Here is a 22,311-nt window from a genome sequence, read left to right on the forward strand (position 1 = left end):
CGCGACCGCGAACGCGAACGACGCGTCCACGACCGTGACCGCGTCCGTGACCGTGACCGTGTTCGTGAACGGGGAGGCGCGCGAGCTCTCCGGCCCCGTCTCCCTCGACGCCCTCGTCGCGACCCTGACCACGGCCCGCTCCGGGGTGGCCGCCGCCCTGAACGAGACGGTGGTGCCGCGCGGCGAGTGGGCGTCGACGCCGCTCGGCGACGGGGACCGGGTGGAAGTCCTGACCGCGGTGCAGGGGGGCTGAGCGCGATGTCCGACGACGTGTTCGTCCTGGGCGGTACGGAGTTCTCCTCGCGCCTGATCATGGGCACCGGCGGGGCGCCCAGCCTCGACGTCCTGGAGCGCTCCCTGGTCGCCAGCGGCACGGAGCTGACCACGGTCGCCATGCGGCGCCTGGACCCGACCGTGCAGGGCTCGGTCCTCTCCGTCCTGGACCGGCTCGGCATCCGGGTCCTGCCCAACACGGCGGGCTGCTTCACGGCCGGCGAGGCGGTCCTGACCGCCCGGCTCGCCCGGGAGGCGCTCGGCACCGACTGGATCAAGCTGGAGGTCGTGGCCGACGAGCGGACCCTGCTGCCGGACGGCGAGGAGCTCCTGAGCGCGGCGGAGACCCTGGTCGACGACGGCTTCACCGTCCTGCCGTACACCAACGACGACCCGGTCCTCGCCCGGAAGCTGGAGGACGTCGGGTGCGCGGCGATCATGCCGCTGGGCTCCCCGATCGGCTCCGGGCTCGGCATCCGCAACCCGCACAACTTCCGGCTGATCACGGAGCGGGCGGGGGTGCCGGTGATCCTGGACGCGGGGGCCGGCACGGCGTCGGACGCGGCGCTCGCGATGGAGCTGGGGTGCGCGGCGGTGATGCTGGCGTCGGCCGTCACCCGGGCGCAGGAGCCGGTCCTGATGGCCTCGGCGATGCGGCACGCGGTCGAGGCGGGGCGGCTCGCGCACCGGGCCGGCCGCATCCCGCGCCGCCACTTCGCGGAGGCGTCGTCGCCGGTGGAGGGCCTGGCGCGGCTGGACCCGGAGCGCCCGGCGTTCTGAGCCCCGGAGCCCTCCGGCGCTCGTCACAGGTGTGCTGCGGTCCGGGGCGGGCGCACCGGACGCGTGTGCGCGGCTCGTAGACTCGTCGCCGTGGACACGACCCTTCAGGACCCCCTCGTCGGGCGGCTGCTCGACGGCCGCTACCGCGTCGACGCGCGCATCGCCGTCGGCGGGATGGCCACGGTCTACCGGGCCGTCGACACCCGCCTCGACCGCGTCCTCGCGCTCAAGGTGATGCACCCGCAGCTGGCGACCGACGCCGCCTTCGTCGAGCGGTTCATCCGCGAGGCCAAGTCCGTCGCCCGGCTGGCGCACCCCAACGTGGTGGGCGTCTTCGACCAGGGCGCCGAGGGCGCGTACGTCTACCTGGCGATGGAGTACGTCCCGGGCTGCACCCTCCGCGACGTGCTGCGCGAGCGGGGCGCCCTGGCGCCCCGGGCCGCGCTCGACATCCTGGAGCCGGTGCTCGCCGCGCTCGGTGCCGCGCACCGGGCCGGGTTCGTGCACCGGGACATGAAGCCGGAGAACGTCCTGATAGGGGACGACGGCCGGGTGAAGGTCGCGGACTTCGGTCTCGTCCGGGCCGTGGGCTCGGCGACCGCCACCACCGGCTCGGTCCTCGGCACGGTCTCATACCTGGCGCCGGAGCAGATCGAGCACGGCACCGCCGACACCCGCGCCGACGTGTACGCCTGCGGCGTCGTCCTGTACGAGATGCTGACCGGCGGCAAGCCGCACGCGGGCGACACGCCCGCCCAGGTCCTCTACCAGCACCTGAACACGGACGTGCCCGCGCCCTCGGCCGCCGTGCCGGGGCTGGCCCCGGGGCTCGACGGGCTGGTCGCGGCCGCTGCGGCCCGCTCCCCCGAGGCCCGTCCGCACGACGCCGTCGCCCTGCTGGGCCTGGTCCTGGAGACCCGGTCCGCGCTCACCGACGGGCAGCTGGACGCGGTGCCGCCGCAGGCGCGGTCCGGCGCCCGGGACACCGCCGACGACCGGACGAGCGTGATCGCGCGTGCCGTGCCGGCCGAGGAACGCACCAGCGTGATCGACCTGCCGCTGCCGGAGGAGAGCGGCGCCCCCCGGGTGTCGCACACCGGCCGGATGCCGGCGCCCGAGCCGCCCGCGGCCCCCGGCGCCCGCCGGCTGCCGCCGCGCGGCCCGCTGCTCGTGATCGCCGCCGTCCTGCTCGTCCTCGGTCTGGGCGGCGGGGTCTGGTACATCAACTCCGGCCAGTTCACCCGCGTCCCGGCCGTCCTCGGCCAGACCGAGGCCGCCGCGACGGAGCGGATCACCGGCGCCGGCCTGGAGGTCGGCACCACGAAGCGCGCCTTCAGCGACGTGTACGAGCGCGGCACCGTCATGGCCGTCGACCCGGCGCCCGGCGAGCGCCTGCGGGGCAACGGCACGGTCGTCCTCACCCTCTCCCGGGGCCCGGAGATCGTGAAGGTGCCCAACCTCCGGAACAAGCCGCTCGCGGAGGCCAGGAAGGCCCTGGAGAAGGAGGGCCTGGTCGCGGGGGTGGTCACCCGCGAGTTCAGCGACTCCGTCGCCCGGGGGGCCGTGATCGGCTCCGACCCCGAGCCCGGCACCGAGCGCGCCCCCGACTCGGCGATCGCCCTGGTCGTCAGCAAGGGCTCCCCGATCGACGTGCCCGATGTGACCGGCGAGACCGTCGCCGACGCCACGGCCGCGCTCCAGGAGGCCGGGCTCACCGTCCGGGTCGCCCCCGAGCGGATCAGCTCCCCCGAGGACGCCGGCTCGGTCGCCGCCCAGTCCCTCGCGGAGGGCAGCCGCGCCGCCGAGGGCGACACCATCACCCTCACCGTCTCCAAGGGCCCCGAGCTGATCGAGGTCCCCGACGTCACCGGCGAGCCGACCGAGGACGCGCGCGCCGCCCTGGAGGACGCGGGCTTCGAGGTGAAGGTCGAGAAGACCTTCCCGTACCTCGGCGACACGGTGGCGGACCAGTCCGTGGAGGGCGGCTCCACCGCCCCCGAGGGCTCCACGATCACCCTCACGATCAAGGGACTGTAGAAACCCATGCGCAACCCCGTCGGCGGCCACGTCCCCGTGGCCGGCGGTCTCGCCACGGTCGGCCTGGGCTACGCCCGCGAACTGGGCGCCGAGACCGTGCAGGTCTTCGTCGCCAATCCGCGCGGCTGGGCCACCCCGGCCGGCAGTCCGGCCCAGGACGAGCGGTTCAGGGCCGAGTGCGCGGAGGCCTCGCTGTCGGCCTGGGTGCACGCCCCGTACCTGATCAACTTCGGCTCGCACACCGAGGCCACCGCCGAGAGGTCGGTGGAGTCGCTGCGGCACTCGCTGCGCCGGGGCCGGGAGATCGGCGCGAAGGGCGTGGTGGTGCACACCGGCTCGGCGACCGGCGGCCGGCCGCGCGAGGTGGCGCTCGCCCAGGTGCGGGAGCGGCTGCTGCCGCTGCTCGACGAGCTGACGCACCCGGACGACCCGGACCTGCTCCTGGAGTCGACGGCCGGTCAGGGCTCCTCGCTCTGCTCGCGGACCTGGGACTTCGGCCCGTACTTCGACGCCCTCGACCGCCACCCCAAGCTGGGCGTCTGCCTGGACACCTGTCACGTGTTCGCCGCCGGGCACGACCTGACGGGCCCGTCCGGGGCGGCGCGGACCCTCGACCTGCTGGTGGAGACCGTCGGCGCGGGGCGGCTGAAGCTGATCCACGCCAACGACTCGAAGGACGTCGTGGGCGCCCACAAGGACCGGCACGCGAACATCGGCGCCGGTCACATCGGCGAGGACGCCTTCCGGGAACTGCTGCGCCATCCGGCGACGGAGGGGGTGCCGCTGGTCATCGAGACGCCGGGCGGCAAGGAGGGACACCGGGCGGACGTGGAGCTCCTGAAGAAGCTGCGCCCTTGAGGAATACCCCTAGGGGGTATACGGTTCCTTCGGGCGGGAACCGCCATCCGACGTTGGGGGCCTCATGCGCCACGGGGAACACACCGGACACGCCGAACAGCACGACGACGGAGAGCACGCCGGGCACGGGCCGCACCGCTCCCCCGGCGGGGCGAGCTGGTCCACGGCGGCCCGGGCCACGCTGCACTGCCTGACCGGCTGCGCCGTCGGCGAGGTCCTCGGCATGGTGATCGGCACCGCGCTCGGCTGGGGAAACGTGCCGACGACGATTCTCGCCGTCGTCCTCGCCTTCTTCTTCGGCTACGCGCTCACCCTGCGCGGCCTCCTGGCCGCCGGCCTCGGCTTCCGGGCGGCGCTCAAGGTCGCCCTGGCCGCCGACACCCTCTCCATCGCGGTCATGGAGCTGATCGACAACGGCGTCATCGCCCTCTGGCCCGGCGCCATGGACGCGCACCTGTCCGATCCGCTCTTCTGGACCGTGCTGGCCCTCGCCCTCGCCGCCGCCTTCGTGATCACCACGCCGGTCAACAAGTGGATGATCGGCCGAGGCAAGGGGCACGCGGTGGTCCACCCGTACCACCACTGACCCACAGGAGGGTCCGTCAGAGCTCGGGGCCGTCCCCGGGCTCCTCCTGGTACGAGTAGCGCTGCTCCCGCCACGGGTCGCCGAGGTTGTGGTAGCCGCGCTCCTCCCAGAAGCCCCGCCGGTCGGCGGCCATGTACTCCACGCCCCGGACCCACTTCGGGCCCTTCCAGGCGTACAGGTGGGGGACGACGAGCCGCAGCGGGAAGCCGTGCTCGGCGGTGAGCAGCTCCCCGTCCTTGTGGGTGGCGAAGATCGTGCCGTCCGAGGCAAAGTCGGCCAGCCGCATGTTGGCGCTGTAGCCGTACTCGGCCCAGACCATCACATGGGTGACCTGGGGCGCGGGCGGGGCGAGCTCCAGGACCGTCCGGGCGGGCACGCCGCCCCATTCGGCCCCGATCATGCTGAACTTCGTGACGCAGTGCAGATCGGCCGTGACCGTGGAGAACGGGAGGGCCGAGAACTCCTCGTGGTTCCAGCACCGCTTGTCGCCGTCGGCCGTCGCCCCGAAGACGCGGAACTCCCAGCGGTCCGGCTTGAACTTGGGTACGGGCCCGTAGTGGGTGACCGGCCAGCCGCGCTGGATCCGCTGCCCCGGAGGGAGATCCGCCGGAAGGTCCGGCGAACGATCCGACCGATCCGCTTCCCGGTGTGCTCCGCTCTCCGGCTGACCCATGGCATCCATGGTGACAGACCGCAAGGGGTGGTCATGACCAGGCGACCACCCCGGCACCCCCCATCGGGGCAACTCCCACTAAGCCTGTACTTACTGGACGCCCCCCATTCGGGGTGCGAGGATGCGGCCATCCTGCCCAGTTACGGCACAGACACACAACGTGGAAGTGGAAGGAGTCTCTGCGATGCAGGGCGACCCCGAGGTCCTCGAGTTCCTGAACGAGCAGCTGACCGGCGAACTCACCGCCATCAACCAGTACTGGCTGCACTACCGCATCCAGGACAACAAGGGGTGGACGAAGCTCGCCAAGTACACCCGTGAAGAGTCCATCGACGAGATGAAGCACGCGGACAAGCTGACCGAGCGCATCCTGATGCTCGACGGCCTGCCCAACTACCAGCGGCTCTTCCACGTGCGGGTCGGCCAGACCATCACCGAGATGTTCCAGGCGGACCGTCAGGTCGAGGTGGAGGCGATCGACCGCCTCAAGCGCGGCATCGAGGTCATGCGCGCCAAGGGGGACATCACGTCCGCCAACCTCTTCGAGGAGATCCTCGCGGACGAGGAGCACCACATCGACTACCTGGACACGCAGCTGGAGCTGATCGAGTCCCTGGGCGAGGCGCTCTACATCTCGACGCTCATCGAGCAGCCGAGCTGACCCCGTCCCGGGACCGGGCTCCCGGGGTCAGGCGGCTTCGCCGAGGACGGTGACGGGAGCGACGGCGGTCTCGGCCGCCAGGGCGGGAACGCCCCGGTCGACCAGCTCGCGCCGGGGGCAGTTGCCGCGCCCGAGAATGGCCTGAATGCGACGGACGCAGGAACCGCAGTCCGTTCCGGCCTTGCAGGCGGAGGCGATCTGGCGCGGTGTGTGGGCGCCCGCGTCCGCGTGCTCCTTGACCTGCTTCTCCGTGACACCGAAGCATGAGCAGACGTACACGCGGTTCACCTCCCGCCGAGATCGTTTAGGTTAACCTAACCTTACCCGGCGGACCGAGGCCGTAAAAGACCTGAAAACGAGGATGGGGCGCGGATCACAAGGATCCGCGCCCCGTCGTCGTAGGAAACCACTTACTGATCGCGGTACATCTCCGCCACCAGGAACGCCAGGTCGAGCGACTGGCTGCGGTTCAGGCGCGGGTCGCAGGCCGTCTCGTAGCGCTGGTGCAGGTCGTCGACGAAGATCTCGTCGCCGCCGCCCACGCACTCGGTGACGTCGTCGCCGGTGAGCTCGACGTGGATGCCACCGGGGTGGGTGCCCAGCTCCTTGTGGACCTCGAAGAAGCCCTTGACCTCGTCCAGGACGTCGTCGAAGCGGCGCGTCTTGTGGCCGGAGGCGGCCTCGAAGGTGTTGCCGTGCATCGGGTCGGTGACCCAGGCGACGACCGCGCCGGAGGCGGTGACCTTCTCGACCAGCTCGGGGAGCTTGTCGCGGACCTTGTCGGCGCCCATGCGGACGATGAAGGTCAGCCGGCCCGCCTCGCGGTCCGGGTCGAGACGGTCGATGTAGGTGAGCGCCTCGTCCACCGAGGTGGTCGGGCCCAGCTTGATGCCGATCGGGTTCGCGATCCGCGAGGCGAACTCGATGTGGGCGTGGTCGAGCTGGCGGGTGCGCTCGCCGATCCAGACCATGTGGCCGGAGGTGTCGTACAGCTTGCCGGTGCGCGAGTCCGTACGGGTCAGGGCGCCCTCGTAGTCGAGCAGCAGCGCCTCGTGGGAGGCGTAGAACTCGACGGCCTTGAACTCGGCCGGGTCGGTGCCGCAGGCCTTCATGAAGTTCAGGGCGTTGTCGATCTCGCGGGCGAGCGCCTCGTAGCGCTGGCCCGACGGGGACGACTTCACGAAGTCCTGGTTCCAGGCGTGCACCTGGCGCAGGTCGGCGTAGCCGCCGGTGGTGAAGGCGCGCACCAGGTTGAGCGTGGAGGCGGAGGCGTTGTACATCCGCTTCAGGCGCTCGGGGTCCGGGACGCGGGCGGCCTCGTTGAAGTCGAAGCCGTTGACCGAGTCGCCGCGGTACGTCGGCAGGGTCACGCCGTCGCGGGTCTCGGTCCCCTTGGAGCGGGGCTTGGAGTACTGCCCGGCGATGCGGCCGACCTTCACCACGGGCACGGAGGCCGCGTAGGTGAGGACGGCGCTCATCTGGAGCAGCGTCTTGAGCTTGGCCCTGATGTGGTCGGCGGACACGGCGTCGAAGGCCTCGGCGCAGTCGCCGCCCTGGAGCAGGAACGCCTCGCCACGGGCGACGGCTCCCATCCGGGCGCGCAGCTGGTCGCACTCGCCGGCGAAGACGAGCGGAGGATACGACTCGAGGTCCGCGATCACATCGCGCAGAGCCTCGGCATCGGGGTACTCGGGCTGCTGCGCCGCGGGCAGGTCTCGCCAGGTCGCCTTGGCGACGGCGTGGGAATCAGCGTTCACGGTCACACGGACAACATTACGGGGTTCTTCGTCCGGTCCTGTCCCACCGCCCAGTGGCTGAGACGAGTGCCCGGAATGTCGGGCGCTGATCTTGATGACGGCGGGGGGTGTTACCCTCGGCCCCGTTTCTCGACAACTTCGACGACATTGTCGAACACAGCTGAACACAGGGGTGGGCGTGGCACAGGGACATCGCAGGGACCGCAAGAGGAAACGCCTCCTGTACGGAACCGTGGCCGCGGTCGCCGCCACGGCCGCGATCGGCACCCTCGCGGTCGCCTCGCCGAACCTCCTGGGCTCGGCCGGCGACGACAAGGCGGTCCGGGACGCCTCCCTCCAGGAGCAGTTCGCGAGCGCCGCGCGGGAGTTCGGCGTGCCGCAGAGCGTGCTGATGGCGGTGTCGTACCAGCAGACCCGCTGGGAGTCCCACGACGGCGAGCCGAGCACGACCGGCGCGTACAACGTGATGGGTCTCACGAAGGTCGAGCCCGGGGACGTGGCGCAGAAGGTCACCGACGAGCAGATCGACCACTTCAACGGCTCCGGCCGGCCGGAGATCGAGAAGAAGTTCGACCGCGCGGAGGTCCGGCGGATCCTGGAGAAGGCGCTCGTCGACACCGACGACCCCCGGCTCCACACCCTGGACGAGGCCGCCGGGCTGATCGGCAGCTCCACCGAGGCCGTCCAGAACGACACCCGCGCCTCCGTCCGGGCCGGTGCGGCGCTGCTCGCCGCGTACCAGAAGCGGGCGGGCGCCGAGCTGTCCGACGAGCCGGGCGACTGGTACCCGGCCGTGGCGCGCTACAGCCAGTCCCCGAAGAAGAAGGGCGCCGACCTCTTCGCGAAGCGCGTCTTCGAGTCGATCAGGAAGGGCGAGCGGGCCCTCACCCTCGACGGCGAGTCCGTCGCCCTGCCGGCCGATCCGTCGGCCGAGCCGGTCAAGCCGTCGAACGTGCCGCTGGCGGCGAGCTTCGCGAGCACGGCGGCGGTCCCGACCCCCGAGTGCCCCGCAGGCCTGAACTGCGACTTCGTGCCGGTCCGCACGGACCTCGGCGGCGCGCGCAATTACACCCTCGGCGACCGCCCGAACCAGGGCCTGGACATCCGCCAGATCGTCATCCACGACACCGAGGGCCCCTACCAGGGCTCGCTCGACGCGCTCACCGACCCCAAGGGGGCGGGCAGCGCCCACTATCTGATCCGGGCCCAGGACGGCCAGGTCACCCAGATGCTGGAGAACAGGCAGCTGGCGTGGCACGCGGGCAACTGGACGCACAACATGCACTCCATCGGCGTGGAGCACGAGGGCTACGCCATCAAGGAGGGGAGCTGGTACACCGAGCCGCAGTACCGGTCCTCCGCCGAGCTGGTGAAGTTCCTGGCGAAGACGTACGGCGTGCCGATCGACCGCGAGCACATCATCGGGCACGACGAGGTGGCGCTCCAGACGGACAACCGGCTCAGCAGCCTGCACTGGGACGCGGGCCCGTACTGGGACTGGAACTACTACATGTCCCTCCTGGGCGCCCCGCAGGGCGACAAGGGCGCGGGCGCTCCGCTCCGGGCCGGCCAGGTGGTCCGCGTGGTGCCGCCGTTCACCACGGCGAACCAGCCGAAGCTGTCCACCGGCGGCAAGGCCGTCCCGGCCCGCCCGTCCAACTTCGGCTACCTCTACGCGTCGCCCTCGACGGACGCGGCGACGCTGACCGACCCGTACTTCAACTCCCTGTGGACCGAGGGCTCGAACTACGGCAACAAGGTCCGCGCCGGCGGCCTCTACGTCGTGGCCGAGGCGCAGGCCGACTGGACGGCGATCTGGTACGCGGGCAAGAAGGCCTGGTTCCAGAACCCCGGCGGCCAGTACACCGTCCCGGTGCCCGGCGCCACGACCGTGAAGGTCCGCTCCGGCCTCTCCTCGGTCAAGGTCTTCGGCCGCTCCTTCCCGGAGACCGCCGCCTACACCGCGGCGAACCTGAAGCCGCCGGGCGACGAGAACGACCCGCTGTCGAAGTTCTCGTTCGCCGCCGGCCAGGCCTACGTCAAGGCCGGTCCCGCCGTCGTGGGCGACGACTGGTTCGGCACCGAGCAGAAGAACGTCGTCGGCTCCGTCCCGTACGTGCCGATCCGCTTCCACCACAAGATCGTCTGGGTGAAGCAGAGCGAGGTCACCGAGGCCCCCGGCACCGCCCCCGTCCGCGCCGACAACCGCTACAACCTGCTCTCCCGCGACGCCTCCGGCGTCCTCTGGCAGCACCAGGGCACCGGCGACGCCACCACCCCGTTCCTGGCCCGGTACCGGGTCGGCAGCGGCTGGCAGGGCTACGACGCGATCACCCCGCTGACGGCCCTCGGGGCCGACGGCACCGGGGACGCCGTGGCCCGGGAGCCCGGCGGCGTGCTCTGGTACTACCAGGGCAGCGGCAACCCGTCGGCGCCGTTCAAGGCCCGGCTGCGGGTCGGCGGCGGCTGGCAGGTCTACGACACCGTCGTCGGCATCCGCGACCTGACCGGGGACGGCAGGCCGGACCTGCTCGCCCGCGAGAAGTCGGGCGTCCTGTGGCTGTACCGGGGCACCGGCACCCCGGCGACGCCGTTCGCCCCCCGGGAGCGGATCGGCACCGGCTGGCAGATCTACAACAGCATCATCAGCACCGGCGACCTCAGCGGCGACGGCAAGCCCGACTTCATCGGCCGCGACACCGCCGGCGTGCTGTGGCTGTACCGGGGCACCGGCAACGCCACTTCCCCGTACGCCGCGCGCCTCAAGGTCGGCACCGGCTGGCAGATCTACAACAGCGTCGTCGGGCCGAGCGACCTCACCGGGGACGGCAGGGTCGACTTCGTCGGCCGCGACGCCGCCGGCGACCTGTGGCTCTACCGGGGCACGGGCAACGCCACCTCCCCGTACACCGCGCGCGTCAGGATCGGCGGCGGCTGGCAGGCCTACAACCCGGTCTTCTGACCGGACGGGACCGCTCCGGGGCCCGGCCCGCACCGTCCGCGGTGTGGACCGGGCCCCTTTCCCGTGCCGGCTGGGCTACAGTGCTCGCATGTACGCGCCCCTGAACCAGGACTGGTGGTGGACCGCTCATCCGGCGGCCCACTGACTGCGCGTACACCGACACACGCGAAGGCCGCCCGAGGGGCGGCCTTTCCCGCATCCGGGGCCGTTCCTCTCCGCACCCCCACGGAAGGAACGACCGACCCCATGGACCTCTCCCGTCTGCTCGACGACTCCTGCCCTCCCTTCGCCCTGCTGCGCAGGCGCACCCCGGGCCGCGACCACGACACCGTCGAGGTGCTGATCGGCCGGGTCCACGAGGCCGGGCGCCTCGCGGAGCTGCCCGTGGGCCCGCTGCCGGCGCTCGCGCTCGTGCCCTTCCGGCAGATCCGGGAGCGCGGCTTCGACGTGCGCGACGACGGCACCCCGCTCTCCGTGCTCGTCGCCGACGAGGCGTACGAGCTGCCGCTCGCCGAGGTCCTGGAGCGGCTCCCCGCGCACGACGTGCGGGTCGAGGGCGGCGGGTTCGACGTCTCCGACGAGGAGTACGCGCGGACCGTGCGGCGGGTGATCGACGAGGAGATCGGCTCCGGCGAGGGCGCGAACTTCGTGATCCGGCGCACCTACACCGGGGAGGTCCCGGGCTTCGGGCGCGCCGACGCACTCGCCCTGTTCCGGCGGCTGCTGGCGGGCGAGCGGGGCGCGTACTGGACGTTCGTCGTGCACACCGGGGAGCGGACCCTGGTCGGGGCGAGCCCCGAGGCGCACGTCCGGATGGCGGGCGGGACGGTCGTGATGAACCCGATCAGCGGCACGTACCGCTACCCGGCCGGCGCCGCCCCCACCCCGGAGGACCTGCTCGCCTTCCTCGGCGACCGCAAGGAGACCGAGGAGCTGTCCATGGTGGTGGACGAGGAGCTGAAGATGATGTGCACGGTGGGCGACCGGGGCGGGGTGGTGATCGGCCCGCGCCTGAAGGAGATGGCGCACCTCGCGCACACCGAGTACGAGCTGCGCGGCCGGTCGTCCCTGGACGTGCGGGAGGTGCTGCGGGAGACGATGTTCGCGGCGACCGTCACCGGGTCGCCGGTGCAGAACGCCTGCCGGGTGATCGAGCGTCACGAGAGCGGCGGGCGCGGCTACTACGCGGGCGCCCTCGCCCTGCTCGGCACGGACGGGTCCGGCGCCCAGACGCTGGACTCCCCCATCCTGATCCGTACGGCCGACATCACCGCCGACGGGCGGCTGCGGGTGCCGGTGGGCGCGACCCTGGTGCGGCACTCGGACCCGGCGGGCGAGGTGGCCGAGACCCACGCCAAGGCGGCCGGGATCCTCACCGCGCTCGGCGTGCGGGAGGGCCGGCCGGCGGCGGAGGGGCCCGTCGCTGCCCGGCTGGCCGACGATCCCCGCGTCCGGGCCGCGCTCGACGCCCGCCGGGCGGACCTGGCGCCGTTCTGGCTGAAGATGCAGGTCCGGTCGGCCGAGCTGTCCGGGCACGCGCTGGTGGTGGACGCCGAGGACACCTTCACCGCGATGCTGGCGCACGTGCTGCGCTCCTCCGGCCTGGAGGTGTCGGTGCTGCGGTACGACGAGCCGGGGCTGCGGGAGCTGGCGCTCGCGCACGAGGGGCCGGTCGTCCTCGGTCCCGGGCCCGGCGACCCCTCGGACGCGGCCGACGCCAAGATGCGGTTCCTGCGCGGTCTGACCGCCGAACTGGTCCGGAACCACCGGCACGGCCTGCTCGGAGTGTGCCTCGGGCACGAGCTGATCGCCGCCGAACTGGGCCTGGAGATCGTCCGCAAGCGGGTGCCGTTCCAGGGCGCCCAGGTGCGGATCGACCTCTTCGGGCAGGAGCGGACGGTCGGCTTCTACAACAGCTTCACCGCCCGCTGCGACGACCGGGCGGCCGAGGAGCTGGCGCTGCACCGGATCGAGGTGAGCCGCGACCCGGGGACGGGCGAGGTGCACGCCCTGCGCGGGCCGGGCTTCGCCGGGGTGCAGTTCCACCCCGAGTCGGTCCTGACGACGGAGGGCGCGGCCCTGACGGCCTCGCTCCTCGCGGGCGTCCTGGTCTGAGGTCCCGCGCGTCCCCGGGACCCGGCCGCCGGGTCATCCGGTCCTGGGGACCAGGACGTTCTCGCTGCGGCGGCCGGCGATGTGGTCGAGGACGTTGCGGAGGGTGGTGTCGACGATCTGGCCGACGGCGTCCTCGGTGTAGTACGCCTGGTGGGAGGTGACCACCACGTTCGGGAAGGTGACCAGGCGGGCCAGGGTGTCGTCCTCGACCACCTCCAGGGACTTGTCGAGGAAGAACAGCCCGGCCTCCGCCTCGTACACGTCCAGGCCGACGCCGGTGAAGCGGCCGGCGCGCAGCTCGGTGACCAGGGCGTCGGTGTCGACGAGCCCGCCACGGCTGGAGTTCACCAGGATGGCGTCGTCCTTCATCGCCTTCAGGGCGGTGGCGTCGACGACGTGCCGGGTGGCGGGGAGCAGCGGCACGTGGAGGCTGACCAGGTCCGACTCCGCGAAGAGCCGCTCCTTCTCGACGTACCTCATGCCGAGGTCGACGCAGGCCGGGTTCTCGGCGACGTCCCAGCCGAGGAGCTTCATCCCGAAGCCGTGGGCGATCCGGGTGAAGGCCTCCCCGATCTTGCCGGTGCCGAGGACGCCGACGGTCCGCCCCCGCAGGTCGCGGCCCATCAGCCCGTCGAGCCGGAAGTCGAAGTCGCGGGTCCGGTTGGACGCGCGGACGATCCGGCGGTTGACGGCCATGGCGAGGGTCCAGGCGAACTCCGCGACCGAGTACGGCGAGTAGTACGACACCCGGGCGACGGTGAGGCCGAGGCGCTCGGCGACCTCCAGGTCGATGTTGTTGAAGCCGGTGGAGCGCTGGGCGATCATCTGCGTCCCGCCGGCCGCGAGGATCTGCAGGACGCGGTGGTCCAGGACGGCGTTGACGCTGGTGGAGACGATCTCGTAGCCGGCCGCGATGCGGGCGGTGTCCTCGGTGAGGAAGACGTCCAGGCAGTGGACGTCGTGGTACCCCTCGAAGGCCCGCTCGATGAGCGGCTTCTCGTCCGCCTGCACGCCGAATGCCAGGATTTCCACGCATACCCCTCGGTGCGGTGACGGGCCGGATGCCGGCGCCTGTGTCCTGTCAGCGCGAATATACGGCCTCGCCCCGGACCCGGCCCGTCGGACGGGCCTACGCCTCGTCGAGGCCCCGCTCGATGGCGTACCGGACGAGTTCCACCCGGTTGTGGAGCTGGAGCTTGCCGAGGGTGTTCTGGACGTGGTTCTGCACCGTGCGGTGCGAGATGACCAGGCGCTCGGCGATCTGCTTGTAGCTGAGGCCCTTGGCGACGAGCCGCAGGACCTCGGTCTCGCGCTCGGTCAGCTGGGGGGCCTTCGGCTCGTCGGTGCCGCTGACCGGGGCGGGCTCGGAGGCCAGCCGGCGGTACTCGCCGAGGACCAGGCCGGCCAGGCCGGGGGTGAAGACGGGGTCGCCGACGGCCGTGCGCCGGACCGCGTCGATCAGCTCCTCCGTACTGGCGGACTTGAGGAGGTAGCCGGTGGCGCCGGACTTGACCGCCTCCAGGACGTCGGCGTGCTCGCCGCTCGCCGAGAGCACGAGGACCCGCAGCTCGGGGCGGGCGCCGACGAGCTCCTTGCAGACCTGGACGCCGGGCTTGACCGGCAGGTTCAGGTCCAGGACGAGGACGTCGGGGGCGGCGGCCGCCGCGCGCCGCACGGCCTGCTCGCCGTCGCCCGCGGTGGCGACCACGTCGAAGCCCGCCTCGGCGAGGTCGCGGGCGACCGCATCCCGCCACATCGGGTGGTCGTCGACGACCATGACTCTGATCGGCTGCTCGCTCACTGCTTCTCCGCCTTACCCCGTGGGACCTTCAACTCGACTTCCGTGCCCTGTCCGGGGACCGAGACGACCTCGGCGCTGCCGCCCAGGTCCCGCAGCCTCCCCCGGATGGAGAGCGCGACGCCCATCCTGCCCTCGCCCTCCGCCTGCGCGAGACGGCCCTCCGGGATGCCGGGTCCGTCGTCCCGGACGGTGACGATCACCTCGTCGGGCCAGTCCTCGATCAGGATCCAGGCGTGGGCGTCCTCGCCCGCGTGCACCCTCACATTGTCCAGGGCGGCGCCGACGGCGGCGGCCAGCTCGCGGGCGGCGGGCGGCGGGAGCAGGACGGGGGCGCCGGGCTCGGAGAGGGTGACCCGGGACCCGGCGCGCGGGGCGATCAGGACGCGCAGGTCGACGGGGGCGGAGCCGTCGGCCTCGTCGTCCACCTCCACGACCCGGACCACGGCCCCCTCGGACTCGTCCTCGGAGACCAGGCTGGGCCGGTTGAGCCCGCCCGCCACCAGGGTGCGCAGGGCCACCTCCTGCTCGCCCGCCATCCTGCCGAGGTCGGCGGCCTCGCCGCCGAGCGCGGTGCCGCGCCGCTGGACCATCGCGAGGACCTGGAGGACGCCGTCGTGGATGTCGCGGGCGAGCCGCTCCCGCTCCCGGGTGGCGGCCTCGATCTCCAGGGCGCGGGCGAGGGTGCGCTCGGAGGCGCGGGCGACCTCGACGACGTATCCGATGGCGATGGAGGCGACCCAGACGAGGATCACGTTGTGGACGGTGTCCCGGCTGGGGTGGCCGCGCTCGACGATGTTGGCGACGGCGACGAGGGAGGAGGCGATGCCGGCCCAGCGCCAGCCGCCCTTGATGGCGAACGCGAGGACGGATCCGGCGGTCCATATGGACGGCAGGGTGGGGCCGTCGACCGACTGGGCGTGGGCGTCGGCGAGCGGGGTGAGGAGGATGCCGGTGAGGGCGACGGTGAGGTCGGCGACGAGGAAGCGCTTGGTGCAGCCGGCCGCGTTCGCCACCTTGGGGAGGGTGGCGAGGGTCCAGACGCACATCACCGCCAGGTAGACGACGCCGACCCAGGGCCGCTCGTACCGGTCCCGGCCGAAGACGAAGAGCAGGACGGCATAGACCATGGTCAGGACGCGGTAGCCGGTCAGCGCGCGCCACAGCGGCTGCTCGACCGACATCCGCACGACGCGCTCGCGCTTGGCCATCTCTCCCCCACCCCCTACCGGTACGGTTCCCTCCGCCCCGGCTGCTTCCCTGGACGGTTCTCGCCCGCCCCGGAATCCTCCACGACCGGCCTCCCGGCCTCCGCCCCCACGGCGGAACGATTCTCCCGCTCCGGCCCCTCGGCGAGACGGCCCTCCCCGCCTCCGGACCTTCAGCGGGACGATTCTCCCCCGCCCCGAGCCCCTCGCGGAGCGGCTTTCCGCACCCCCGGGGCCTTGGCGGGCGGCTTTCCCCCGTCTCCGACTCCCCGGCGGGGCGCTTCTCCCCGCCTCCGGACCTCTCGCGGGGCGATTCTCCCCCGGCCCGGGCCCTCGCGGGCGGCTTCCCCCGTCCTCGGGCCCTTCGTGGGGCGTCCTCCCCTGCTCCCCCGGCCTCCCGGGGCGGCTTCCGCTCCGGCCCGGGTCTCTCGGCGGGGAGCTTCTCACGGTCCTCGTCGGGGCGGGGCTTCGCAGGAGGGTGCTGCGGGGCGGGGGCTACGCCCCCGATTCCTCGCGGGCGGCGATCTCCGCCTTCACCGCCTCCTTGGCCGCCTTCTCCGCCTCCGCGATCTGCCGCTTGGCGGCGGTCGCGTAGATGTCGACGTACTCCTGGCCGGAGAGCTTCATGATCTCGTACATGACCTCGTCCGTCACCGAGCGGAGGATGAAGCGGTCGCCCTCCATGCCCCGGTAGCGGCTGAAGTCCAGCGGCTTGCCGATCCGGATCCCCGGGCGCATCAGCTTGGGGACCAGCTTGCCGGGCGGCTGGATCTTCTCGGTGTCGATCATCGCGACCGGGATCACGGGCGCGCCGGTGGCCAGGGCGACCCGCGCCAGGCCGCCGGGCTTGCCCCGGTACAGGCGTCCGTCCGGCGAGCGCGTGCCCTCGGGGTAGATGCCGAAGAGGCCGCCGCCCTCGATGACCTCGATGCCCGCCTTGATGGCCGCCTCGCCGGCGCCCCGCGCGCCCGAGCGGTCCACCGGCAGCTGGCCGACGCCCTTGAAGAAGGCGGCGGTGAGCTTGCCCTTCACCCCGGGGGTGGTGAAGTACTCGGCCTTGGCGATGAAGGTGACCTTGCGGTCGAGCACGGCCGGCAGGAAGAAGGAGTCCGAGAAGGACAGGTGGTTGCTCGCCAGGATGGCGGGCCCGTCGGCGGGAACGTTCTCCAGACCCTCCACCCAGGGCCGGAAGGCGATCTTCAGGGAGCCGCCGAGGGAGAACTTCATTGCGCCGTAGATCAACTCGCCATGCCTTCCGTGTGCCGTCGGCCACGACTTTATCCCGTACCGGCGTACGCCCCCCGCTACGGCCCTGGTCGGTGTCGGTCCGGTCGCGTACGGTGAAGGCCCTTCCCCATTTTCCGTCGCTTCGGCGCACCGGAGGCGCACGCGAGGGCGCCCCCGGGGACGCGTCCGGGGGCGAACGCGAAGCCGAGCGAACAGGAGACCCCGGTGCCGGTCCTTCCCGGAGCCGAGCCGTACCGCCATGAGGGCGGAGAGGTCGGCGTCCTTCTCTGTCACGGATTCACCGGTTCCCCGCAGTCGATGCGCCCGTGGGCCGAGTACCTGGCCGAGCGCGGTCTGTCGGTGTCGGTGCCGCTCCTGCCGGGGCACGGCACCCGCTGGCAGGACATGCGGCTCACCACCTGGCACGACTGGTACGCCGAGGTCGACCGGGCGCTGCGCGAGCTGCGGGAGCGGTGCTCGACCGTCTTCGTCTTCGGCCTCTCCATGGGCGGGGCCCTCGCGCTGCGGCTCGCCGCCCGGCACGGGGACGCGGTGCGGGGGCTCGTCCTGGTCAATCCGGGGAACAAGGTGCACGGCGTGGCCGCGCACGCGCTGCCGGTCGTCCGGCACCTGGTCCCCACCACGAAGGGCGTCGCCAACGACATCGCCAAGGAGGGCGTGACCGAGGTCGGCTACGACCGGGTGCCGCTGCACTCGGCGCACTCCCTGCGCCAGTTCTTCCGTACGGTCGACGGGGAGCTGCCGCAGGTCACGCAGCCGCTCGTACTGCTGCACAGCCCCCGGGACCACGTGGTGCCGCCGGCCGACTCGGCCAGGATCCTGAGCCGGGTCTCCTCGACGGACGTCCGGGAGGTCCTGCTGGAACAGAGCTACCACGTGGCGACGTTGGACCATGACGCGGAGCGCATCTTCGACGAGAGCCTGGCCTTCGTCGAGCGCCTCGCGCCGGAACCGGTCGGCGGGAAGGGGAGCAGGAGCGGTGGCTGATCAGCAGGACGGCGGAGACCGGGAGCCGCAGCCCATCGACGAGGAGGCGGCCTGGGCCGCGATCGTCGCCGGGTACGGCGAGGAGCCCGCGGACCCTCCGGGGACGAGGCCGTTCCGGCCGATCGAGAACCTGTCGCTGCCGGAGCCCGAGGACCCCGACGACGGGGACGGGACCGGGGGCCCGTCCGCCCCGAAGGCGACCGGGAAGCCGGACGCGGTCTGGAAGCCGAGGACGACCGGGCGGCCCGGGCCGGACGACGGGCCCGGGACGGACGGGAAGCCGGAGGCGGGCGGCGAGCCCGAGGCGGACGGGGACGGTCCGGAGAAGCCGGCGCTCGGCGGCTCGATCGTGTTCGCGCCCGGGGTGCGGCCCGCCGGCCCCCGGGACTTCTCCCCCGCCGAGCCGGAGGACGGCCCGGAGGGCTCCGAGGAGGGCCACTTCGTGCCGCCGGAGCCGCCCCCGCTGCCGGAGGCGGACGCGGCGGCCAAGTTCGCCTGGCTCGGCGTGATCGGCGGTCCGGTCCTGCTGCTCCTGGCCGTCCTGCTCCAGTGGGACATGACCTGGTGGCTGACGACGCTCTGCGTGGGCGGCTTCCTGGGCGGCTTCGCGACCCTGGTCGCGCGCATGAAGCACGACGACGACGAGGACGGCTTCGACGACCCGGGGCGCGGGGCGGTCGTCTAGAGGCCCCGGGCCGCGGCGTGGGCGCCTAGAGGTCCCGGGCCGCGGCGTGGGCGTCCAGAGGTCCCGAGTCCCGCGCGGTGGGCACGCGGACCGCCGCGAGGACCGGCAGGTGGTCCGTGGCGGCCCTCAGGTCGGCGGGGTCCAGGCCGGTCGGGACCCCGCAGCCGAGGAACTCGACGCCCGGGGTGGCCAGGACCGCGTCGATGCGCTGGTGGGGGTCCTCGGGGATCGAGGTGTGCTCGCCGCCCCACGGGGCCTCGGCCCAGCCGTCCCTGAGCTTCCCGGTGAGCCGGGTGAAGGCGGGGCCGCCGGGCCGTTCGTTGAGGTCGCCGCCGACGAGGACGTGCGGGGTGCCGAGGGCGGCGACCCGGTCGAGGACCAGGCCGGCCTGGGCGTACCGCTCGTCCTTCCGCAGGCTCAGGTGGCAGCTGATCAGCCCGACCCGGGCCCCGGCGAAGCGGACGACCGCCGTCGCCAGGCCCCGGCGGTGCAGCCCGGGGGTGAGCGGGAGCAGCACGTCCTCGGTGCGTTCCACGGTGGCCCGCAGGGAGCAGAGCAGCAGCGGTCCCGCGGCGGTGGCGCCGCCGCTCAGGACGACGAGGTCGCTCTTGGCGGCGAGCCGGGCGGCGTGCTTGCGCCAGCGGAAGAAGCGCGGGGCCTCCTGGACGAAGACGACGTCCGGGGCGCAGGCCCGGATGACCCGGGCGAGGGCGTCCTCGTCGTCGCGCATCGAGCGGACGTTGTAGCTCAGGACCCGGAGGACGGCCGAACCGTCTTCCTCGGTGCGGGAGTTGGGCAGTTCGGTGATCGCCATGGGGGTCAACATACGACGACCGCCCGCCGGGTCCGGGGGGACGCGGCGGGCGGTCGTCGTACGGCCTTCACAAGCCTTCGTACGGGCGAGTACGGGGGCTTCGCGCGGTGTCAGCCCTGGCGGGCCAGGTCCGCCGCGCCGACCAGGCCGGCCTTGTTGCCGAGCTGGGCGGCGAGGACCTGGGCGTGCGGGCGCCACTGGCCGCCGATCAGCCAGCGCCGGAAGGACTTGCGGATCGGGTCGAGGACGAGGTCGCCCTCGTCCGAGACGCCGCCGCCGACGATGAACGCCGAGGGGTCGAAGAGCGAGGCCAGGTCGGCGAGGCCTGCGCCGGCCCAGCGGGCCAGCTCCCGGAAGGAGTCGACGGCGACCGGGTCGCCGGCGCGGGCGGCCTGGCTGACGTGACGGCCCTCGATGCCCTCGGGGGTGCCGTCGCCGAGGCTCAGCAGGACCTCGGCGTTCTCCGGGGTGGCGTTGGCGCGCTGCCGGGCGTAGCGGACGAGGGCGCGCCCGGAGGCGTACTGCTCCCAGCAGCCCTGGCTGCCGCAGCCGCAGAGCAGGCCGTCGGGGACGACCCGGATGTGGCCGAATTCGGCGGCCACGCCGAAGCGGCCGCGGCGCAGCTTGTTGCCGATGATGATGCCGCCGCCGAGGCCGGTGCCGAGGGTGATGCAGATGACGTCCTCGTGGCCCTGGCCGGCGCCGAAGCGGTACTCGCCCCAGGCGGCGGCGTTGGCGTCGTTCTCGACGACGACGGGCAGGCCGACGCGCTGCTCGACCTTGTCCTTGAGCGGCTCGTGCCGCCAGTCGATGTTCGGCGCGAAGAGGACGGTGGCGCGCTTGTCGTCGACGTAGCCGGCGGCACCGATGCCCACGGCCTCGATCGCGTGGCCCCGGCCGGCCTGGGAGACCGCCGTGCTGATCGCGTCGACGATGCCCTCGGGGGTCGGCGGGGTGGGCACCTTGTGCGTGTCGAGGATGTTGCCCTCCTCGTCGACCACGCCGGCCGCGATCTTCGTGCCGCCGATGTCGACGCCGATGGTGAGTCCCATGTGTCCCTCAGTTTTCGGTCGAGCCCCGCTAGGGCCCACCGTACCCGAGGGGGAGGCGCGTCCTGATCAATCCAGGTCGATGTGCTGGCCGGTTCCGGGCCCTTCGCCGTCCTCGCGGGGCGGCTTCGGGGGCTCTTCCGCGGGGGTCCCTCCCCGGGTCCAGCGGGTCTCGTGGCCCTCGACGGCGGAGCGGTAGGCGGCGAGGAGTTCGCCGCCGGCGGCGGCGAGGTGGTCGAAGACCTGCGGGTTGCGCTCGACGACGGGCTCGACGGCGGCCTTCGCCTGGTCGACGAGCTGCTGGACGGTCCGCGCGGCCTGGGCCGCGAGGAGCGGGTTCCCGAAGCCCTCGGAGACCTTGCCCGCGACGGCGTCGAAGAGCTTCCGGAACTCCTCGGCGGCCGATCCGGGCCCGGCCCCGCGCTCGGCCCTGCGACGGGCCTTCTCCGCCTCCAGGTCCTCGGCGCACGCCTTGGCCCAGGCGTCCGAATCGCTCATGGCGCACTCCTCAGTCGGCTGGTACTTCGACGGTACACGGGGGTCAGGGGGTGCGGGGCCGGTCGGGCCAGAGTCCGGGGTCGGGGGTGAAGCGGACGCGGAGGTCGCCGTCGACGAGGCCGGCGCCGGTGACGGTGCAGCGGCGCAGGGCGCCGGGGAGGGGGAGGTTGCGGCGGAAGGGGCCGGCGGTCAGGAGCAGCTCGTCGCCGCGCCGGACGAGGGAGAGCTCCTCCTTGACGGCGCCGGGCAGGGGGAGGTGCCAGACGAGGACGCCGTCCTCCTCGCGCCGGTCCTCGACGGTCCACCCGGGCACGGGCGCGGGTTCGCCCTCGGCGGGGGCGAGGAGGGCGAGGTCGTCGGCCCCGCGCGGGGCGCGGCCGAGGTGCGGGAGCTCGTGGAGCACGCCGGTGCCGGTACGGAGCTCCGCCAGGTGCCGGTGCTGCTCGGCGGTCAGTCCGGCGAGCCAGGGGTCCTCGGAGCCGGCGGGCAGGAGCCGGTTGGCGACGACGGCGTCGAGGGCGAGGCGGTGGAGGGCGAGGCCGAGGCGGGCGGTGCGCAGGGCGCGGGTGGCGGCGGGTCCGGGTTCGAGGACGAGCCGGACGGTGGTGGCGGGGGCCTCCACGACGGCCTGGACGGCGGCGAGTTCGGCCTCCCAGCGGGCGGTGGTCTCGTACAGCCACTGCGCGGGCATGGGGACCCCGGCGAGCTGGGCGAGCATCGGGCGCAGGGCGCGGGCGGCCTGGCGCTCCTGGGGCAGGAGCCGGCGCAGGTAGCGGCGGAGCTGCTCGGGCAGCGCGAGGACGGCAAGGGCCTCGGGGAGCGGGGGCAGGTCCACGACGGCGAGTTCGTGGTCGCCGGAGGCGGCCTCGCGCAGGGCCCGCAGCAGGGCGAAGGAGCGGCTGCCGGGCAGCTCGGTCAGCTCGGCGTCCTCGAAGGGCGCGGCGCCGAGCAGGTCGAGGGCGACGCCGGAGCGGGCCTGGAGCGCGAGGAACTCACGCCGGAAGTCGACGGCGGGCTCGGGCCGCAGGACCCGCAGGTTCCCGTCCTCCGGCAGCCGCCCGGCGTCCTCGGAGACGAGCAGCACCCGCCGCCCGCCCCGCGCCCCGGCGAGAGCGGTCGCGGCGGCGACGGTGGTGCGCCCGGCGCCGCCGAGGCCGGTGACAAGGATGATCCGCATGAAGAGGACGCTACCCGCCTCCGGCGAGACGGTTTCCGGTGGCCCGTGGCGGAACCCCTCCTACCGGCCTGGGGCCGAAGGCGGCCCCACTCCTAGACCCGACCGGGACGAAGGGAACACCCGCCGCCGCGCCCCGGAAGAGGCC

General features: G+C 73.2%; 22 protein-coding genes. 11 read left to right on the forward strand and 11 right to left on the reverse strand.

Annotation, left to right across the window (positions count from 1 at the left end; genetic code table 11):
- The first annotated feature begins 34 nt into the window (after window positions 1–34).
- The 5 genes from thiS to ACIQD7_RS12810 all read left to right on the forward strand — a co-directional run bounded on the left by thiS (window position 35) and on the right by ACIQD7_RS12810 (window position 4,534).
- Window positions 35–253 (forward strand): sulfur carrier protein ThiS, encoded by a 219-nt coding sequence (thiS, locus tag ACIQD7_RS12790; RefSeq protein WP_402442334.1) that lies wholly within the window; start codon window positions 35–37, stop codon window positions 251–253.
- 5 nt (window positions 254–258) lie between these two features.
- Entirely contained in the window at window positions 259–1,053 is a 795-nt protein-coding gene (locus tag ACIQD7_RS12795; RefSeq protein ID WP_402441574.1) for a thiazole synthase, read from the forward strand.
- 90 nt (window positions 1,054–1,143) lie between these two features.
- The gene (gene pknB, locus ACIQD7_RS12800; RefSeq protein ID WP_402441575.1) at window positions 1,144–3,090 is read left to right on the forward strand and encodes a Stk1 family PASTA domain-containing Ser/Thr kinase; all 1,947 of its coding nucleotides are present in this window, start codon (window positions 1,144–1,146) and stop codon (window positions 3,088–3,090) included.
- Window positions 3,091–3,096: 6 nt separating this feature from the next.
- The gene (locus tag ACIQD7_RS12805; RefSeq protein WP_402441576.1) at window positions 3,097–3,948 is read left to right on the forward strand and encodes a deoxyribonuclease IV; all 852 of its coding nucleotides are present in this window, start codon (window positions 3,097–3,099) and stop codon (window positions 3,946–3,948) included.
- Between the two features lie 64 nt (window positions 3,949–4,012).
- Window positions 4,013–4,534, forward strand: coding sequence for a DUF4396 domain-containing protein (locus ACIQD7_RS12810; protein WP_402441577.1), 522 nt, complete (start codon window positions 4,013–4,015; stop codon window positions 4,532–4,534).
- A gap of 16 nt (window positions 4,535–4,550) precedes the next feature.
- On the opposite strand, the gene ACIQD7_RS12815 is transcribed toward ACIQD7_RS12810, so the two are convergent.
- Entirely contained in the window at window positions 4,551–5,207 is a 657-nt protein-coding gene (locus tag ACIQD7_RS12815; RefSeq protein WP_383410573.1) for a sulfite oxidase-like oxidoreductase, read from the reverse strand.
- Between the two features lie 184 nt (window positions 5,208–5,391).
- Here ACIQD7_RS12815 and bfr point away from each other — a divergent pair, with 184 nt between their 5' ends.
- Window positions 5,392–5,868, forward strand: coding sequence for a bacterioferritin (gene bfr, locus ACIQD7_RS12820; protein ID WP_015032978.1), 477 nt, complete (start codon window positions 5,392–5,394; stop codon window positions 5,866–5,868).
- Window positions 5,869–5,895: 27 nt separating this feature from the next.
- Here bfr and ACIQD7_RS12825 read toward each other — a convergent pair whose 3' ends face one another.
- Window positions 5,896–6,156 carry a bacterioferritin-associated ferredoxin gene (locus ACIQD7_RS12825; protein WP_121828491.1) on the reverse strand — a complete coding sequence of 87 codons (261 nt, stop codon included), beginning with the start codon at window positions 6,154–6,156 and terminating at the stop codon, window positions 5,896–5,898.
- Between the two features lie 122 nt (window positions 6,157–6,278).
- Window positions 6,279–7,631: a class II 3-deoxy-7-phosphoheptulonate synthase gene (locus ACIQD7_RS12830; RefSeq protein WP_121828490.1), complete on the reverse strand. Its 1,353-nt coding sequence runs from the start codon at window positions 7,629–7,631 to the stop codon at window positions 6,279–6,281.
- Between the two features lie 172 nt (window positions 7,632–7,803).
- Between ACIQD7_RS12830 and ACIQD7_RS12835 the strand changes: the two genes are divergently transcribed.
- From ACIQD7_RS12835 to ACIQD7_RS12845, 3 genes are all read left to right on the forward strand, one after another.
- Complete coding sequence (locus ACIQD7_RS12835) at window positions 7,804–10,587, forward strand: N-acetylmuramoyl-L-alanine amidase (protein WP_402441578.1); 2,784 nt, start codon at window positions 7,804–7,806, stop codon at window positions 10,585–10,587.
- Window positions 10,588–10,675: 88 nt separating this feature from the next.
- On the forward strand, window positions 10,676–10,732 hold the full coding sequence (locus tag ACIQD7_RS12840; protein ID WP_351970036.1) for a trp operon leader peptide: 57 nt from the start codon (window positions 10,676–10,678) through the stop codon (window positions 10,730–10,732).
- Between the two features lie 101 nt (window positions 10,733–10,833).
- Window positions 10,834–12,702 (forward strand): anthranilate synthase family protein, encoded by a 1,869-nt coding sequence (locus ACIQD7_RS12845; protein WP_402441579.1) that lies wholly within the window; start codon window positions 10,834–10,836, stop codon window positions 12,700–12,702.
- A gap of 33 nt (window positions 12,703–12,735) precedes the next feature.
- Here the strand turns inward: ACIQD7_RS12845 and ACIQD7_RS12850 are convergent, their stop codons facing one another.
- The 4 genes from ACIQD7_RS12850 to ACIQD7_RS12865 form a co-directional block, all read right to left on the reverse strand.
- Window positions 12,736–13,734 carry a 2-hydroxyacid dehydrogenase gene (locus ACIQD7_RS12850; RefSeq protein WP_121828486.1) on the reverse strand — a complete coding sequence of 333 codons (999 nt, stop codon included), beginning with the start codon at window positions 13,732–13,734 and terminating at the stop codon, window positions 12,736–12,738.
- Between the two features lie 97 nt (window positions 13,735–13,831).
- Window positions 13,832–14,503 carry a response regulator transcription factor gene (locus ACIQD7_RS12855; protein ID WP_240449841.1) on the reverse strand — a complete coding sequence of 224 codons (672 nt, stop codon included), beginning with the start codon at window positions 14,501–14,503 and terminating at the stop codon, window positions 13,832–13,834.
- Window positions 14,500–15,711, reverse strand: a complete 1,212-nt coding sequence (macS, locus tag ACIQD7_RS12860) for a MacS family sensor histidine kinase (protein ID WP_121828485.1) — start codon at window positions 15,709–15,711, stop codon at window positions 14,500–14,502. The genes ACIQD7_RS12855 and macS overlap by 4 nt, the downstream gene beginning before the upstream one ends.
- A gap of 492 nt (window positions 15,712–16,203) precedes the next feature.
- On the reverse strand, window positions 16,204–16,950 hold the full coding sequence (locus ACIQD7_RS12865) for a 1-acyl-sn-glycerol-3-phosphate acyltransferase (protein ID WP_202528924.1): 747 nt from the start codon (window positions 16,948–16,950) through the stop codon (window positions 16,204–16,206).
- Window positions 16,951–17,160: 210 nt separating this feature from the next.
- On the opposite strand from ACIQD7_RS12865, the gene ACIQD7_RS12870 reads away from it, so the two are divergent.
- Both ACIQD7_RS12870 and ACIQD7_RS12875 read left to right on the forward strand, forming a co-directional pair.
- Window positions 17,161–17,943 carry a carboxylesterase gene (locus tag ACIQD7_RS12870; RefSeq protein WP_121828483.1) on the forward strand — a complete coding sequence of 261 codons (783 nt, stop codon included), beginning with the start codon at window positions 17,161–17,163 and terminating at the stop codon, window positions 17,941–17,943.
- Window positions 17,936–18,628: a hypothetical protein gene (locus tag ACIQD7_RS12875; protein ID WP_402441580.1), complete on the forward strand. Its 693-nt coding sequence runs from the start codon at window positions 17,936–17,938 to the stop codon at window positions 18,626–18,628. The genes ACIQD7_RS12870 and ACIQD7_RS12875 overlap by 8 nt, the downstream gene beginning before the upstream one ends.
- A gap of 25 nt (window positions 18,629–18,653) precedes the next feature.
- Here ACIQD7_RS12875 and ACIQD7_RS12880 read toward each other — a convergent pair whose 3' ends face one another.
- The 4 genes from ACIQD7_RS12880 to ACIQD7_RS12895 all read right to left on the reverse strand — a co-directional run bounded on the left by ACIQD7_RS12880 (window position 18,654) and on the right by ACIQD7_RS12895 (window position 22,166).
- Window positions 18,654–19,442: an endonuclease/exonuclease/phosphatase family protein gene (locus tag ACIQD7_RS12880; RefSeq protein WP_402441581.1), complete on the reverse strand. Its 789-nt coding sequence runs from the start codon at window positions 19,440–19,442 to the stop codon at window positions 18,654–18,656.
- A gap of 110 nt (window positions 19,443–19,552) precedes the next feature.
- Window positions 19,553–20,494, reverse strand: a complete 942-nt coding sequence (locus ACIQD7_RS12885) for an ROK family glucokinase (RefSeq protein WP_121828480.1) — start codon at window positions 20,492–20,494, stop codon at window positions 19,553–19,555.
- 66 nt (window positions 20,495–20,560) lie between these two features.
- Window positions 20,561–20,989: a DUF5304 domain-containing protein gene (locus ACIQD7_RS12890; RefSeq protein ID WP_402441582.1), complete on the reverse strand. Its 429-nt coding sequence runs from the start codon at window positions 20,987–20,989 to the stop codon at window positions 20,561–20,563.
- 43 nt (window positions 20,990–21,032) lie between these two features.
- Window positions 21,033–22,166 carry an ArsA family ATPase gene (locus ACIQD7_RS12895; RefSeq protein WP_402441583.1) on the reverse strand — a complete coding sequence of 378 codons (1,134 nt, stop codon included), beginning with the start codon at window positions 22,164–22,166 and terminating at the stop codon, window positions 21,033–21,035.
- Window positions 22,167–22,311: the final 145 nt, after the last annotated feature.

This window comes from Streptomyces sp. NPDC093071, assembly GCF_044754545.1.
Taxonomy (GTDB): Bacteria; Actinomycetota; Actinomycetes; order Streptomycetales; family Streptomycetaceae; genus Streptomyces.

Bases quoted from the DNA above. Each gene is read 5' to 3' on its own strand.
- ACIQD7_RS12885 (WP_121828480.1), bottom strand. From the start codon at position 20,494: ATGGGACTCACCATCGGCGTCGACATCGGCGGCACGAAGATCGCGGCC.
- ACIQD7_RS12880 (WP_402441581.1), bottom strand. From the start codon at position 19,442: ATGGCGATCACCGAACTGCCCAACTCCCGCACCGAGGAAGACGGTTCG.
- bfr (WP_015032978.1), top strand. From the start codon at position 5,392: ATGCAGGGCGACCCCGAGGTCCTCGAGTTCCTGAACGAGCAGCTGACC.
- ACIQD7_RS12890 (WP_402441582.1), bottom strand. From the start codon at position 20,989: ATGAGCGATTCGGACGCCTGGGCCAAGGCGTGCGCCGAGGACCTGGAG.
- ACIQD7_RS12795 (WP_402441574.1), top strand. From the start codon at position 259: ATGTCCGACGACGTGTTCGTCCTGGGCGGTACGGAGTTCTCCTCGCGC.
- ACIQD7_RS12810 (WP_402441577.1), top strand. From the start codon at position 4,013: ATGCGCCACGGGGAACACACCGGACACGCCGAACAGCACGACGACGGA.
- ACIQD7_RS12815 (WP_383410573.1), bottom strand. From the start codon at position 5,207: ATGGGTCAGCCGGAGAGCGGAGCACACCGGGAAGCGGATCGGTCGGAT.
- ACIQD7_RS12895 (WP_402441583.1), bottom strand. From the start codon at position 22,166: ATGCGGATCATCCTTGTCACCGGCCTCGGCGGCGCCGGGCGCACCACC.
- macS (WP_121828485.1), bottom strand. From the start codon at position 15,711: ATGGCCAAGCGCGAGCGCGTCGTGCGGATGTCGGTCGAGCAGCCGCTG.
- ACIQD7_RS12845 (WP_402441579.1), top strand. From the start codon at position 10,834: ATGGACCTCTCCCGTCTGCTCGACGACTCCTGCCCTCCCTTCGCCCTG.
- ACIQD7_RS12805 (WP_402441576.1), top strand. From the start codon at position 3,097: ATGCGCAACCCCGTCGGCGGCCACGTCCCCGTGGCCGGCGGTCTCGCC.